12 protein-coding genes and 2 pseudogenes are annotated in these 13586 nt (G+C 40.2%); 2 read left to right on the top strand and 12 right to left on the bottom strand.

What is annotated here, in order from left to right; genetic code table 11:
• Positions 1-30: 30 nt before the first annotated feature.
• From ACE1CC_RS13485 to ACE1CC_RS13530, 12 genes and pseudogenes are all read right to left on the bottom strand, one after another.
• Positions 31-1854, bottom strand: coding sequence for an AGE family epimerase/isomerase (locus tag ACE1CC_RS13485; protein ID WP_413270953.1), 1824 nt, complete (start codon positions 1852-1854; stop codon positions 31-33).
• A gap of 66 nt (positions 1855-1920) precedes the next feature.
• Positions 1921-2544: a DJ-1/PfpI family protein gene (locus ACE1CC_RS13490; RefSeq protein WP_413270954.1), complete on the bottom strand. Its 624-nt coding sequence runs from the start codon at positions 2542-2544 to the stop codon at positions 1921-1923.
• 86 nt (positions 2545-2630) lie between these two features.
• Positions 2631-3440, bottom strand: coding sequence for a nuclear transport factor 2 family protein (locus ACE1CC_RS13495; protein ID WP_413270955.1), 810 nt, complete (start codon positions 3438-3440; stop codon positions 2631-2633).
• 41 nt (positions 3441-3481) lie between these two features.
• Positions 3482-3853 (bottom strand): nuclear transport factor 2 family protein, encoded by a 372-nt coding sequence (locus ACE1CC_RS13500; RefSeq protein ID WP_413270956.1) that lies wholly within the window; start codon positions 3851-3853, stop codon positions 3482-3484.
• A 161-nt stretch (positions 3854-4014) separates the two neighbouring features.
• The gene (locus ACE1CC_RS13505) at positions 4015-4776 is read right to left on the bottom strand and encodes a nuclear transport factor 2 family protein (protein WP_413270957.1); all 762 of its coding nucleotides are present in this window, start codon (positions 4774-4776) and stop codon (positions 4015-4017) included.
• Between the two features lie 60 nt (positions 4777-4836).
• Positions 4837-6885 carry an EthD domain-containing protein gene (locus tag ACE1CC_RS13510; RefSeq protein WP_459563839.1) on the bottom strand — a complete coding sequence of 683 codons (2049 nt, stop codon included), beginning with the start codon at positions 6883-6885 and terminating at the stop codon, positions 4837-4839.
• A gap of 24 nt (positions 6886-6909) precedes the next feature.
• Positions 6910-7260: pseudogene (locus tag ACE1CC_RS36815) on the bottom strand (carboxymuconolactone decarboxylase family protein); the annotation flags it as partial.
• A gap of 125 nt (positions 7261-7385) precedes the next feature.
• On the bottom strand, positions 7386-7952 hold the full coding sequence (locus ACE1CC_RS36820; RefSeq protein WP_459563840.1) for a hypothetical protein: 567 nt from the start codon (positions 7950-7952) through the stop codon (positions 7386-7388).
• 249 nt (positions 7953-8201) lie between these two features.
• A pseudogene (locus ACE1CC_RS36825) lies at positions 8202-8960 on the bottom strand (EthD domain-containing protein); the annotation flags it as partial.
• 45 nt (positions 8961-9005) lie between these two features.
• A complete protein-coding gene (locus ACE1CC_RS13520; protein ID WP_413270960.1) occupies positions 9006-9362 on the bottom strand; it encodes a carboxymuconolactone decarboxylase family protein in 357 nt (118 codons plus the stop codon).
• A gap of 134 nt (positions 9363-9496) precedes the next feature.
• Positions 9497-10159 (bottom strand): nitroreductase family protein, encoded by a 663-nt coding sequence (locus ACE1CC_RS13525; protein ID WP_413270961.1) that lies wholly within the window; start codon positions 10157-10159, stop codon positions 9497-9499.
• Positions 10160-11018: 859 nt separating this feature from the next.
• Positions 11019-11582: a Uma2 family endonuclease gene (locus tag ACE1CC_RS13530; RefSeq protein ID WP_413270962.1), complete on the bottom strand. Its 564-nt coding sequence runs from the start codon at positions 11580-11582 to the stop codon at positions 11019-11021.
• Between the two features lie 148 nt (positions 11583-11730).
• Between ACE1CC_RS13530 and ACE1CC_RS13535 the strand changes: the two genes are divergently transcribed.
• Both ACE1CC_RS13535 and ACE1CC_RS13540 read left to right on the top strand, forming a co-directional pair.
• Complete coding sequence (locus ACE1CC_RS13535) at positions 11731-12174, top strand: tetratricopeptide repeat protein (protein WP_413270963.1); 444 nt, start codon at positions 11731-11733, stop codon at positions 12172-12174.
• 864 nt (positions 12175-13038) lie between these two features.
• Positions 13039-13586, top strand: a 548-nt coding sequence (locus ACE1CC_RS13540; protein ID WP_413270964.1) for a tetratricopeptide repeat protein, incomplete at its 3' end; no start/stop codon positions are given.

A 13586-nucleotide genomic window follows, 5' to 3' on the forward strand; every position in this document is an offset into this window, starting at 1 on the left:
TTGCCATATATAATCTCTAGTTTCCCATTCCTAGCGAGGAACGATATTTACCTTCACTTTCACCTGTTCGGACGTATCTGGCAGTTTCACAGTCAAGCCATCAGCATCAAAATTGCTGTACTCTTCTTCATTAATCCAAACTTTGCCAATGCTGATACTTCCCGGAGGTAAAATATCTGGTGAAACTCGCAAGATATTATCTTTAAATGCTCCTGGCATCGGCTTAAAGTAAAAGTCCATTGGGTATTTAAAGATCAGCAAATTCTGATAAACTGCTGATAAATAGCAGAGTTCTGTTGAGTGATAAGCACTCATTGAGTGACTGCCTTTAAAGCGTTCTGTGCCCATTAAGAAAGGCAAGCCATTTGCTAAAGTGTTGAAGTAAATCCCACCGTCATCATGATCGAGGAAGTGAGCATTATAGAAAGCAGAAGCTTCACGGGCATGGCGCAAGTACTCGGAATTTTTTAGAGTACCATTGAGAATTAAGTAAGCTAAAATTGCTTGTTCTTGTTGCCACCATGCTTTGCGATCGTGCCACACAAAACGGTAATGTTCTTCACCTTCTGCTAAGGTTCGTTCTACCACATCGTACCAACCACCGCGTTGTTTGTCGCTACCCACATCTGGCATTAATTGAGCAATCTTTTCTGCCAAACTAACATATTCATCCTTGGGTTTTAAGCTTTGCATCCGCATTAAATTCCAGGCAATTTTCAAGTTATGCCCAATAACAGCGCGGTTTTGTTGCCATCCCCATTCTTGATCTTTGCTCCAATCTTCGTGGAACTTTTCTTGTACAAATGGGCTATTTTCGTAATCGGGGAAATACTTTTCAATGGTATCAAAAGTATACTCCAACATATCAGCATACTTTTGCTCTCCAGTTGCTAACCACAGGTTAATCAAATAAGCTGGAGCATGATCGCCCACTGAGTTCCAATTTTTCCGAGCCCGGTTACGTCCCAAAGACTCAGCACGCGGATCTAAAGTAATTGGATCGATGTGGGAAAAATAACCGCCTTGTTCTTTATCTAAGTAGAATCTGTCAAACAAATCTACCGTCATTTCTGCATCTTTTAAAATGCGAGGATCGCCTGTAATTCTGTAAGTTTGAATTGGCCCAGCTAAGGCATAAATTTGTTCGTAAGCTGGGATACAATCGTAGTCGTCGCTAAACTCAGAAACTAATAGTTTTTGTTCCCGTTTCCCGGTAACTTTAACCCCGTGATACCAGTAAATTAAATTCTCATCCGGGTCATAAAACCTCATGTGTTCCCGCAGGTAATTACTACCTTTTTCCGCAGCTTCTAAAAAGCGGTCTTCTCCTGTTAGTAAATAAGCAGAAGCTAACCCATAAACCATGCGGGAAATTGTATCAGTTTCTTGCAGGTAATCATCGGGTTTTTTCTCACCAGCTAAATTCAGCATGGTGCGATAGTTATGATAATCGATTTCTTTAGCGGGATAGCCAAATTGCCATTTTAAATAACAATCAGCAATGGAACGAATTTGTGTTACCCACCAATCTGGTTCTTCGTGGCGATATTTTTCAGGTGCTTCCCCAGGAAACACGAAAGATTTTACTTCAAATTTGTGTCCATCTCCTTGAGGATAGAAGACACCGTAAGCAAATACGTGCTGTCCGGGTGATAGTAATTCCGCCAATCGTTGCGTAGCGTCGATGTAAGATTCACCTAAATTTTGGGCAATTCTTCCCCAAGCTGTTGGGGTTAAATATGCGGTGTATTCTCGCCCATCTGAGGTTTTGATGCCGAAGGATTTGTTGTGGCGATCGAAGTGAGTAACATACCCACCAATAGTATCAGAAAAAGTGAAATTCATCCGTTCCATTGGAATTGCCTCCAAAGATAATTGAACAAAGTGGCTAAAGCTAAATAAACCAACCCAATTTGAATTTTAAACCGCTACTTTTTGGGCGGCTTGAGTTTTTTCGATTTCGGCAACGAAAGCTTCCATGAATTCATCGACTACCCCCGGATGCTTCCCGGTAATTAGATTATCATCAATCACCAAATCTGCGGTTACATCACCGTCAAAAACCACATCCGCCCCCGCATTTTCCACATCACAAACAATGTTATGGGCGCAAGTAACTTTACGATTGGTGAGCAAATCTTTGTCAGCACATAACAACCACAAGCTATGACAAATTGTGCCAATTTTCACATCTCCAGCACTCATAGCTTTTCGGATAAATGCCACTGCTGGCGCTTGATTTTTCTCGCCTTTCTTGACATTTACCTGATATCTTAATCGATCCATTGCATAAGCGCCAATGCAAATTATCCCTACATAATCTGCCGGATCGATGTCGTTAACTTCTGTAGTCACAACCACATGAAATTCAACTTTGTCATTTTCGGGATTGGAACCAAAAGTTAATGAAGGATTACCCCACAAATGAGAGATATATTCCACTTCATAACCTTGTTCGGGAAAGTATTCATTGAATCTTTTATACTCAGTTGGGTCGAAATGTTCTTCAATGAGTACGCCAATTTTACCTTTGCTTTGTGTCATAATCTGATGACTCCTTGGTTACTTTATATAGGAATAGAAAAGCTCGATCGGACTCAAAAGCTAGGAAAAAACCAAATTTGATTTACCTAAACTAATGAACGACCTTTATAAGCAGCCAATAACTGAGCGTTATCTAAGAACTCGCGATAGCTGAGTAATTTGTCATCCTTCACAGTGAGAATATGTACATATTCTGATTTGAAGTCGATGTTAGTTTCTTTCACCATGCTGTGAACAAATCCCAAGACAACTATTGTGTCACCTTCAGCGATAAATCTGTGCTGTACAGAATTTTTAACTTCTAGTGTGTTGATCAGTGTTTGCAAGAAGTCTAGAATTTGATTCTTGCCCTTGCGTAAACCACATAAAGGGATTTCTTCAGGGCCATATAATAGCCAGGTACTTTCTTCTGTGAAAGCATCTAGCCAAGGTTGAATGTCACCTCGTTTAAAGGCGGCGTATAGCCCTTTAACAAATTCCAAATTCTTCTGTTTGATGGCTTCTTCATCGGGCGCAAACAAGGGGTTAATATCTAGGAAGGCTTGGAGCGATCGAATCAAATTGCTATCATTAAATCGGATAATATCACAGCAAGGAATTTTAAAAGCTTTGCCATCGTTGCGAATGTAAAGCACATTCATTTCGCAAACTACAGTATCGCCTCCCACTTCCCACATATCTTTAATTTCGTGGGTAACTTTGCGGAACATTTGCATCACTGGGCCTGCTAAATCCCGAATTCCTTGGGGGCCGAATACTGGCTGATTATTACCCACTTTATAAAATGCGTCTCTGCTGAAGAAGGAAACTGTTTTATCAACATCATTTTCTTCAACTGCGGCAAACATCCGACGCACGATTTCTGACATAACTCCGGGAAATCTTTCAGTTGACATAAAGCCTCCAAATTTGATTTAATTTCTGTTTGTACAAAGTCTTAGCTAAACACTGGTGAAATATCCATATAAACCCGTAATTCCTGCAATTTCTCTCCTTGGAAACGGATAGTATCGGTACAAGGAAGGCGCAAAACTTTCTCATCATGACGGACGTAAGTTACATCCATTTCACAAATAACTACCTCCCCAACTTCCCACATAGATTTAATCTCATGGGTGACGGATTTCAGTTGTTGACGAAAAGCAATTGAAGATTCCCAAATCGCCTTACGTCCGATTAATGGAGGGGAGTTGCCAAATTGAAAAAATGCGTTTTCGGTGAAGTAAGAGGCAAATTCATCTGCGGTTCTGGTATCAGTTAAAAAGCGCTTGACGATGTTTGCCCGTTCTCCTGGAAGCACTTTCTGCATGGTAATCAGTTGTTTAAAAACCGAATTTTCTGGATAATTTTCCCATTAACAAAGTGACTCTCTCAAATTCCCCCCTTGGGTTCGGGGGGCTAGGGGGGATCTAGGTTTGGGCAAGAGAGTGCGTAAGTCCTAACCCATTACCAATTACCCACTACCATTAGTTAAGAAAATGCAGGATTAGCATCAATAAATGCTTGGTATTCCCGAACTTTTTTGTCTTGGAATCGGATGATATTCATACAGGGAAATTTAAACATTTTCCCGTCTTTTCGCAGGTAAGTAACATCCAATTGGGCAACTACTGTGTCTTCTCCCAGCAGCCACATATCATGCACTTCATGGTAAACTTTACTGAAGTTTTGCATGATAGGTAAAGCAAAATCATTAATTGCTTGCTTCCCGATTATTGGCGGATTATTACCAATAATATAAGCAGAATCTTCGGTGAAGTAACTGAGGTATTTGTCAACGTTATTAGACTCTACAGATGCCATTAAATTCTTGGCTATATCTATGAGAGTTTCTTCCTTCTTTTCTGGCGCTGCTGATAAGGGATTGGCATCCATATAAACTGCCATTTCCTGAATTTTATCGCCTTCCATACGGAAGATATCTGTGCAAGGAAGCGTCAATACACTGCCGTCATTACGGAAGTAGTTAATCTCCAATTCACAAATGACAACTTCTACGTTTTCCCAAAGAGATTTAATGTTAAAGGAAATGGCTTTTACAGACTCTAAATTGCTCGATGTTGTAGCTTCCCGAATCGCTTGTTTGCCCACAGCTGGTGGATTATTAGCGTAACAGTAAACAGCGTCTTCAGTGAAGTGAGTGAGGACTTTTTCTAAATCCATTTTTTCCATCAGCCCAATCACTTCTTTAATAACGGCTGATCTAGTTCCAGGAAACATTGTTGTAGTCATAATTCCTCCGTTACTGCTGCTATCTCTTACTGAGAAAACAAATTAATTTCTCTTTGGTATTTATGGCGTAGTGAACATTGGAGTAATGTCCATAAAAATGCGTAATTCGCTGATTTTGTCGCCTTTAAAACGCACGGTATCGGCGCAAGGAAGGGTAAACACTTTGCCGTCATGACGGATGTATGTGACATCCATTTCAATAAGTACTACGTCTTCGGAAGGTTGCCACATTTTTTTGATATGGTGGTGCAGTCCTTCACATTTTTCTAGGAAGCCTGTGGAAGAATCTTTAATGCCTTGCTTGCCGTAAACTACTGGGAAATTACCGAATTGATAGAGACAGTCTTCTGTAAAGAATTCCACAAAGTTATTGACATTCATTGCTTCGCCAGCGAGGAATAGTTGCTTGAGAATGTCATATTTTGCGCCGGAAAAATTCGGCCATTTCTTAGTATGAGGCCATTCCCATTTGGTTGCTGTTGCTGTCATCATAGTTCCATTCTCCCTAATTGCGTCTGATGCCCAAGGAAAGTTTCTACCTGTTTGTTGGTTGTATTCTTGTTGTGCCCGTTTAAAGTTTTTCAGGGCGTTTCTTCTGACTTGATTAAATTCTAATTGTTCGCCATTTGGCCCTTTGCAATAAAATAATGCCCAGCCATCAAAGTCTCCGGGAAATTCGGTTTTAGCAAAGGAAAGTCCGGCTTTTCTTCTTTCGGCTTCGGAGTTAACGTGAATGGTTTTGTTAACTACAACGTTGGTCATTCCTCGCTTTTGACATTCGTCTTCTAACATTTGGGCGAAGTCATTTAAATCTACATCATCTTTGACGTGGAAAGAGATGTGGGGGACGTTCGCAAATCCAACGGAAGAAGGTATTTTGCTAAAAACATTGGGGGCTTTGTGTGATAGTTTGGCATCGCGGAAATGAATTACTTCTACGCAAGTGTTGCCGAAGGAAATAAACCGAACATCTAGTGATTCTTGGGAATTATCTCTGATGTTGGGAACGCCAACACTGCGGGGATTGATGCCTTTTTGCAGGGCTTCTAATTCGTCTTTTTGAAAGAGGAGATTATGCAAATCTTCGCCATAAAATCCGTCTCCTCCGATCGCAATTTTTCCCCCCAACACCTCAGTATAAAACTCTATGGCTTTGTCCATATCGTCTACAGTAATTCCGAAGTGTTGTACACCTTGGAGGTATTGCGCTAAACTCGATTTACCGTTTTGATTGCTATTACTTAATGGTGATTCTGAACTTTGATTATTTGTGCCTACATTTGCGATCATTTCTGTTACCCTGGAACTACCTTTTCCGGTTTGAGTAATTTGTCCTGCGTCAACAAAAGTGTAAGTAGCTCGCTCTGGTAGAGCGTTAATTTCTTTGATATAGTTTCCCTGGTGTTTAGTGGCAGCTAAATAGTCTTTTGATATGAAGAAGTGCTGCATTTGATGATAGTCAGCGAAAGCAATTTCAAAAGCTGCTTGATATTGCTTTTCCGGTGGTTCATAATGTGGATCGCCGGGAGGGTTTGGACGGGGGTCAAATAAATGCAGCCTAAATTTTAAAACTCCCTGATATTTACTAATAGGTGGAGCAAAGGTATCAGTCATGTATTGGCGAAATTCTGCCAAACTTGCGCCATCGGTTTTTTTAATTAAAACATGGAGTTTAATAGCGTCTATTGCTCCATTTGAATCGCCTTTTTGGATGCGATCGACATAAGTAATCGAATTCCCCGGACTAGTTGTATAACCAACTGCTTTACTAAACAAATTTTTTCCATCATTTTCCAGAAGATAAGCTGATTGAAAATAAGCTTGTCGATCGCTCTCACTAGCAAAAGTTACTTCCGCAATCCCATCACAGCGATCGGTTTCTGTAGCAGTTGATTTAATCCCTTTTAAACTAGGCCAAATCTCAATAGGTTGCGGATCTAAATGATGTTGCCAATTTTGATATTGACCTGGTAATGTTGCTCCTAATGAGCCGTTAACATTCCTCCAATAGTCACTGAAAAGTGCTGTATTTAGCTCTTTCTTTTTCCACAAAAGAGCGTAAAATACGACTGTTCCTTGGCGTTCGCGTGTTGCATAATCAGGTGTCATTTCTGCCGTCCCCTGTTCGCCGGATTTCCCAAAAATTTCCTTAAGTGCGCCGAAGCTACCTGCAACTTTATTAAATCCCGCGTAAACGCACATAAATAATAGTAATTCTTCGATTTCTTCGCGAGTTGCTCCCTGTTTGAGAGCCATATTTATGTGTGCTCCAAAGGGGCTACCGGGACCATTATGGCTTTGATTAACTATGTCGATCGCGATCGTAATTAACGCTTTAGTTTTCTGGTCAATTAACGGCAAACCCCAAGCTTCACCAGCTACGCGAGTAACAAAGTCACCAAACTTCGGGTTAAGTTGTTTTAAAACCGCTTGCAGTTCTTTATCATCTAAAACTGCATTTTTATAAGGTTGGTTATTTGTCATCTTAGGCGGTGATTAAAAAAGTTTTGAGTTTTGAGCTTTGAATTAGGGGGGAATTTTGAGTTAGCCGGAAATTTTTGAGTTTTAAATTCTCCCCATCTCCCCATCTCCCCATCCCCCCATCTCTTCTATGTGGTGATTAATTGAATCAACTCATTGGGTGCATAAACATCACGATAGAAGGTCAATTGTTCAGTTTTCAAATAACAACCTCCGCGATGTCCGCGACGTACCCAAGTTACATTTCCTTTGGCGAGTGTTTCGTTAGTTTCATCATCTACACACTTCCATTCAAAGTAGGTAACTTCGCCGTGAAACATCACAATAGGCCAACACATTGTTACCCCTGGTTGAGCAATTAAAGCCCACCAATGTTTTTCCCGTTCTTTTTGTTGATCTAAGCCAAAATAGGGGCCGTCTTGACACAAATAAACTAAGTCGTCGCGATATTCACCTGTTAAGATATCGCCTCTGCCTTGGCGCAAAGCTTCACAGTGAGTAGGCCACCATTCTTTGTTTTCTTTTTCAATTTGTTCTAATGTATAGTTGGGGCCAATTTCCGGCATAACTCGTTCTTTCATTGCCACATATCTTTCGGCATCTTCAATCAATTTTTTGGCAACATAAGAACTAACAAGTCCGGGGCGAGAATAATCTGCTGAGAGGTCTTTGTAATAATTTTGGCGCTTTTTCACTGCTGTTTGCCCATTGGTAGAAGTTTGATGTCCGTTGCTAGAACCATTGCCGTTTGTAGAAGTGGAATTTAGTTGTTGGTACAGCATAAGCGATTCGATATCCTTCTGTAATTGGTTGGTTGCACCGATGTTGGAAATTAATTCTGCGACTGAAGAACTGCGTTGTCCTGCTAAAGTCATTTCGTCGTTATAAACGAATGCGTAAGCTGTTCTTTCGGGAAATGGTCTAATAGCTTTGACATATTTAGGCAGGTCTTTAACTATTGCTTGATATTCTGGAGAGTTTAAAACTATTTCCAGGTCTAAACGATTCCAAAAGGCAATTTCAAAAGCCGCATCATACGATTTTTCTCTAGGTTCAGAATGCGCTACTCCTGCTGCATCTGGGCGAGAAAGATCGACTTCATCAAATAGATGAAGGCGGAATTTTACGACTCTGGAATTATTAGCAATGGCGGGTGCAAAAGTTTCTTTCATGTATTTACGAAACTCTTCTACACTTGCGCCATCAGCTTTTCTCACCATGACGTGAAATTTTTCGGCTTCAACTTTGCCGTTGGGAACGCCATTATCGATGCGATCGACATAAGTAATAGAATTCCCTGGACTGCTGTTATATCCGATCGCTTTACTAAATATATTGTGTTCGTCATCCATCAAGATGGCAGCAGATTTAAACCAAATTTGCCGTTCTTGTTCGCTTCTAAAAGTTAACTCAGCTATCCCGTGAAATTGTTCATCTTCTGGAGAAGCTTGCACAAGTCCACCTAAACTAGGCCACAGACCTCCTTCATTTGGCGCAACGTGAAATTGCCAATATTGATGTTGTCCTGGCAACCTTGCACAAACTGGGCCGTGAACGTTTCTCCAATAGTCGTCGAAAAGTTCTAAGCTAATGCCTTTTCTTTTCCACAACAGCACATAAAAGGCAACTTTTCCTTCGCGATCGCGTGCTGAATAATCAGCCTTAGTAATTGTTGATTCTTGTGATTGTTTTGCTAACAGCATAAGCGTAATTAATGCAAATTTCCCAATACTGATTTTGATTTTTTCTTAGGTTTCTGAACCTAAAAATTCATTCAATGCCCCAAAGCAACCTGCTACTTTATTGAAGCCTGCATAGACGCACATAAACACCAGTAGTTCTTCAATTTCAGCGCGAGTTGCTCCTTGTTTCATCGCCATATCAACGTGCGCTACAAAGGGACTTCCTGGCCCTACATGATCTTGAATTACTACATCAACAGCGACAGTAATTAAAGCTTTGGTTTTTTGATCGATTAATGGCAAACCCCAAGCTTCTCCTGCTACACGAGTAACAAAATCACCAAACTTTGGGTTAAGTTTACTCAAAGCTGCTTGTAGTTCTTTATCGTCCAATACAGCATTTTTGTAAGGCGTTGTCATCATAGTCTCACAATTGTTGGTATTAGTTACTTATTTGATTTTTTTGCCAATTCTGAAGCATCAGATAATCATATCTGGTGTTTATTCTGTTGCTAATTATCTTGGCAAAAAATGTGGTGCAAAAAACTTAAAATTTTCTAAATTTTGAAGGTTTCACCATAGCTTTCGCTGTAGCAAACTTGCTCTAAATTAAAGCGTCCTCCGTATAGTTTCAAGGGTTCATTTGCATAACCAAGGGGCAACAAACAGCAGATATCTAAATGTTCTGGAATGTTGAAGGCTTCTTTAACTTGGGCGGTGACAAATCCTTCCATTGGGCAACTATCTACCCCAAAACTTTTCGCCACAATCATAATATGTGCAACTGCCAGCATTGTGTGGCGATTTGTCCAAGCTTCTACGGATTCAAAGCTGGGGTGATATTGAAACAAAACTGGGATTTGCGCTCGCATATAGTTGGCGAAAGCTTCATTCATTGCTCCCGCTTCAGTGCCTAGTTTAATAACAGATTCAATGTAATCTGTTTCGGAAACTAAGCGATCGCCACAACAAATCAAAACAACTGGCGCTTCACTGATTTGACGTTGATCGAAAGCACAGGCTCTTAGCTTTTCTTTATTTGCTTCTTCCTTGACTACAATAAAGCGCCAAGGTTGCAAATTATATCCTGAAGGTGCTCTTACTCCTAAGCGTAGGATTTCGGAAAGTACTTCTTCAGGAATCGGATCAAAGCGAAAACTCCGGGCTGCACGTCTTTCTTCAATAGCTTCTTTCAAGCCTGCGATCGGTTGTGCTTCCATGCTACTCCTGATTGCTTAGCTGCACTTTACTTGAAGTATTCAAACAAATCGGGAAGTTTTAGGGAAATCGAGAATTTTTTTTCTAACTTTCTCCAGGTTGCCCACAATGGTAAAATTTGCTTCTTATGCAGATTTTGTCCGTTCATCTGTCTTTAGGTATATATCTATTCCAGCTAACAAAGTTTTTTTCCTCGAATCGGAATTACTTCCTTTCACTGTGAGACAGAAAGCGGAAATTTACTGATTGTTGGGCTATTTTTGCATTTTATTGTTTGCTAAGAGGTAAGCTTTTCCTGGCTCTAGCTTCTGGGATTATCCAACCGATCGCAGTGATTACCATCACTATAACTATAAGTTTTGCGATCGTCTTTTTGGGTTGGGCAATAAAAAAATTCTTAGCGTAATATATTAGCCCACAGTCAGACAAAATGCCAGAGCAACAAGTCTTACTAGGTATTAATTCCTGTAGCTTGGATTGCAGAAGTTACAGGAAAAGCAGATAAATTTGATTGCAGAACTACACTTCAATTTTTCATCTTTACCTACTTAATCTTTTTCCAGTTACAACTTATACCTTCTTGTTTTCCACGTAAAACTCTATGCAGGTTGTTTTCTCCAAAGTTATTCATTATAGTTAAAGACTTAACATAACACTTGTAGTAGTTTATAATAATTTTCTTTAAGCTACTTTATTAATTAGATTTACTATTGCGAATAAACAGCGCTTAAATAGTTAATGCCAATAAAGTTACATAGCTATTAATTTCAGTATTTGTAGGGTGCGTTAGTGAAACGTAACGCACCATCCACGATGCTTCATATTTCAACCTGTGAAACGTAACGCACCATCCACGATGCTCTATAATTTCAACCAATTAAACAAATCTCCTAAAGTTAATCGGAGTTCTGATAATATTTCTGGAACGGGTAATACTTCCTCTGGTTCTTGGAAAAGTTCTGGTTGCTTTCCGGGTGGATAAACTAATATTGACTTCTCTTCAGGAACGATTAACCAACCTAATTTTGTACCTTGTTTCAGGCAGTGTAAAATATTTCCAGTTACTTTAGTTTGACTCTGTTCAGGTGAGAGGATTTCAATTGTCCAATCTGGGTGAATTGGGAAAACATTAGCAATATCTCCATTTTCATCAACGGGTATTCTTTCCCAAGCAAACACCGTTACATCGGGTACAATTGATCTACCGCCAAAAGTACAGCGCAGTTCGGGAAAAGCTAAGGCGATTTTATGATCTTCAGCTACTTGATTAATAGTAGTGACTAATTCGCCCCGAATTCTACTGTGTTTTCCTTGTGGGATATGTTTTTGGATAATTTGACCGTTGATGTATTCACTTGCTGGTTTAGTTTCTGGTAGTTTGAGAAACTCTTCTAAGGTGAGGTTTTTTGCGGGAGTTTGTACCATTTAGGATGAGTCAAAATAACTAAAATCTCTCTTCATTATAGATTTTCTAGGTACGTTGTTGGGCTTCAGCCCTAAAGAAGGGCTAAAGCCCAACAACGTACAGGTAATGTTTGGAGTAAACTAATACTAACTTCTCTGATTAACAGCGATGCTTTTACCAAAACTCCCAATTGCTACAGTTATTACTTTACTTATAGTTGTTGCAGATACTTCTGTGAGTTTCCTTTCGTTGACAAGTTTGCCAGCGGCGAAAGTTTTGGCGCAGACGAATACGGAAAAGGACAAAGAGGCATTTCAACTGTTTTATCAAGGTCTGCAAAAGTCTAAAATTGACCAGTTTCAAGAAGCTTTGCAGTTTTGGGAACAGTCATTAGCTATTTATCGAGAAATTGGTAATCGCGAACGTGAAGGAACTCTTTTAGTTCTGCTGAGTTTTACTTATGCTAAATTGGGGGATTATCAGAAAGCTCTTTTATCGGCGCAGCAGGGTTTAACTATTGCTAGGGAACTTAAAGATGCGAAGTTGGAACAGTTAGCTGAGGAAGCTTTGGCAAAAGTTCGAGAACATAATAATAATTCTGGGAAAAGTTAGGTGGATTGATTTTTATAGTTAGTTGTAGGGTGCGTCAGAAGCTAAAACCCTGATGTTGTCGATCGGATTTATTGTCTGACGCACCCTACTAATTATGCTTAAAAAGGGGGACTTTAAGATCCGGTTCCCCCCTTGTTAAGGGGGAACTTTGAGATCCGGTTCCCCCCTTGTTAAGGGGGAACTTTGAGATCCGGTTCCCCCCTTGTTAAGGGGGGTTAGGGGGGATCGATTTTAAGCAACTTGCATTATTAAAAACGTTAATTTCGGGAAGTTTTGCCATTTTGATGAGAGGGGTTATATCGAACTCAGATTTTGCACCAGTCGTAAAATTCGCCTGGGAATCAATTCCCACCGCGAGTAGCGAAAGTCCTCCTAAGAGACAAATATGTAGGGACACGGCATCCGAGATATTTTGGACTAGAAAATAAAGTTAATTATGCCGTGTCCCTACACAACCATATTCCTGCGTACCAAACAATTGTTTCTTTCATCTATAACGAACATTCCCGCCCGTGAACCGCTCTATCATCTGACTAAAATATTTGCAATTCTTATGCTTTCAGTCCACTGAGCGTGGAGTTGAGCTATTAGCCTGCGAATTGATTCGCAGGCGGGCTAAAATCGCAGTTGCAAGATTTCAGCGAAAGAGATCCCCCATTATCCCCCTTAGCAAGGGGGACTTGAATCTAAATTCCCCTTAGCAAGGGGGACTTGAAACTAAATCTCCTTGGCAAGGGGATTTGAAAGAAATTACGGATGACAGAGACGGGTTAATAATTTATACTTTTGGGAAAATCTTTTTAACTGCATAAGTTCTCAGGTGCTAGATATATATGCCACTGAGGAGCTTTTTAATTAACCGCTATGCGTTTACCAAAACTCTCAATTGCTACATTTATTGCTTTACTCACTGTTGTTGCAGATACTTCTATTAGTTTCTATTCGTTGACAAGTTTGCCAGTGCCAAAAGTTTTGGCGCAAACGAATAGTGAAAAGAAAGCAGAAGCATCTCGACTTTTACAGCAAGGAAATCAGCAGTTTAAAACTAGTAAATTTCAGGAAGCATTGCAGTCTTTTCAACAGGCGTTAGCTATTTATCGGGAAATTGGCGATCGCAACGGTGAAGCAAGAGCACTCGGAACTGTAGGTCTTGCTTACTATGCTCTGGGAGATTACCAGAAAGCGTTAGATTCATTGCAGCAGAGTTTGGTCATTGCCAGGGAACTCAAAGATCCGAAACTGGAACAGTCAGTTCAACAAGTACTTTCAATAGTTCAACAACAAAATAACCCTCGTAAAGCTGAGGCAGATCGACTTTTTCAGCAAGGGATTCAGCAGTTTCAAACAAGTAAATTTAGAGAAGCATTGCAGTCTTGGCAACAGGCGTTAGCTATTTATCGGGAAATTGGCGA

The sequence above is a fragment of the Floridaenema aerugineum BLCC-F46 genome, from assembly GCF_041929345.1.
Classification (GTDB): domain Bacteria; phylum Cyanobacteriota; class Cyanobacteriia; order Cyanobacteriales; family Aerosakkonemataceae; genus Floridanema; species Floridanema aerugineum.

Bases quoted from the DNA above. Each gene is read 5' to 3' on its own strand.
- ACE1CC_RS13485 (WP_413270953.1), bottom strand. From the start codon at position 1,854: ATGGAACGGATGAATTTCACTTTTTCTGATACTATTGGTGGGTATGTT.
- ACE1CC_RS13490 (WP_413270954.1), bottom strand. From the start codon at position 2,544: ATGACACAAAGCAAAGGTAAAATTGGCGTACTCATTGAAGAACATTTC.
- ACE1CC_RS13495 (WP_413270955.1), bottom strand. From the start codon at position 3,440: ATGTCAACTGAAAGATTTCCCGGAGTTATGTCAGAAATCGTGCGTCGG.
- ACE1CC_RS13500 (WP_413270956.1), bottom strand. From the start codon at position 3,853: ATGCAGAAAGTGCTTCCAGGAGAACGGGCAAACATCGTCAAGCGCTTT.
- ACE1CC_RS13505 (WP_413270957.1), bottom strand. From the start codon at position 4,776: ATGACTACAACAATGTTTCCTGGAACTAGATCAGCCGTTATTAAAGAA.
- ACE1CC_RS13510 (WP_459563839.1), bottom strand. From the start codon at position 6,885: ATGACACCTGATTATGCAACACGCGAACGCCAAGGAACAGTCGTATTT.
- ACE1CC_RS13520 (WP_413270960.1), bottom strand. From the start codon at position 9,362: ATGATGACAACGCCTTACAAAAATGCTGTATTGGACGATAAAGAACTA.
- ACE1CC_RS13525 (WP_413270961.1), bottom strand. From the start codon at position 10,159: ATGGAAGCACAACCGATCGCAGGCTTGAAAGAAGCTATTGAAGAAAGA.
- ACE1CC_RS13530 (WP_413270962.1), bottom strand. From the start codon at position 11,582: ATGGTACAAACTCCCGCAAAAAACCTCACCTTAGAAGAGTTTCTCAAA.
- ACE1CC_RS13535 (WP_413270963.1), top strand. From the start codon at position 11,731: ATGCTTTTACCAAAACTCCCAATTGCTACAGTTATTACTTTACTTATA.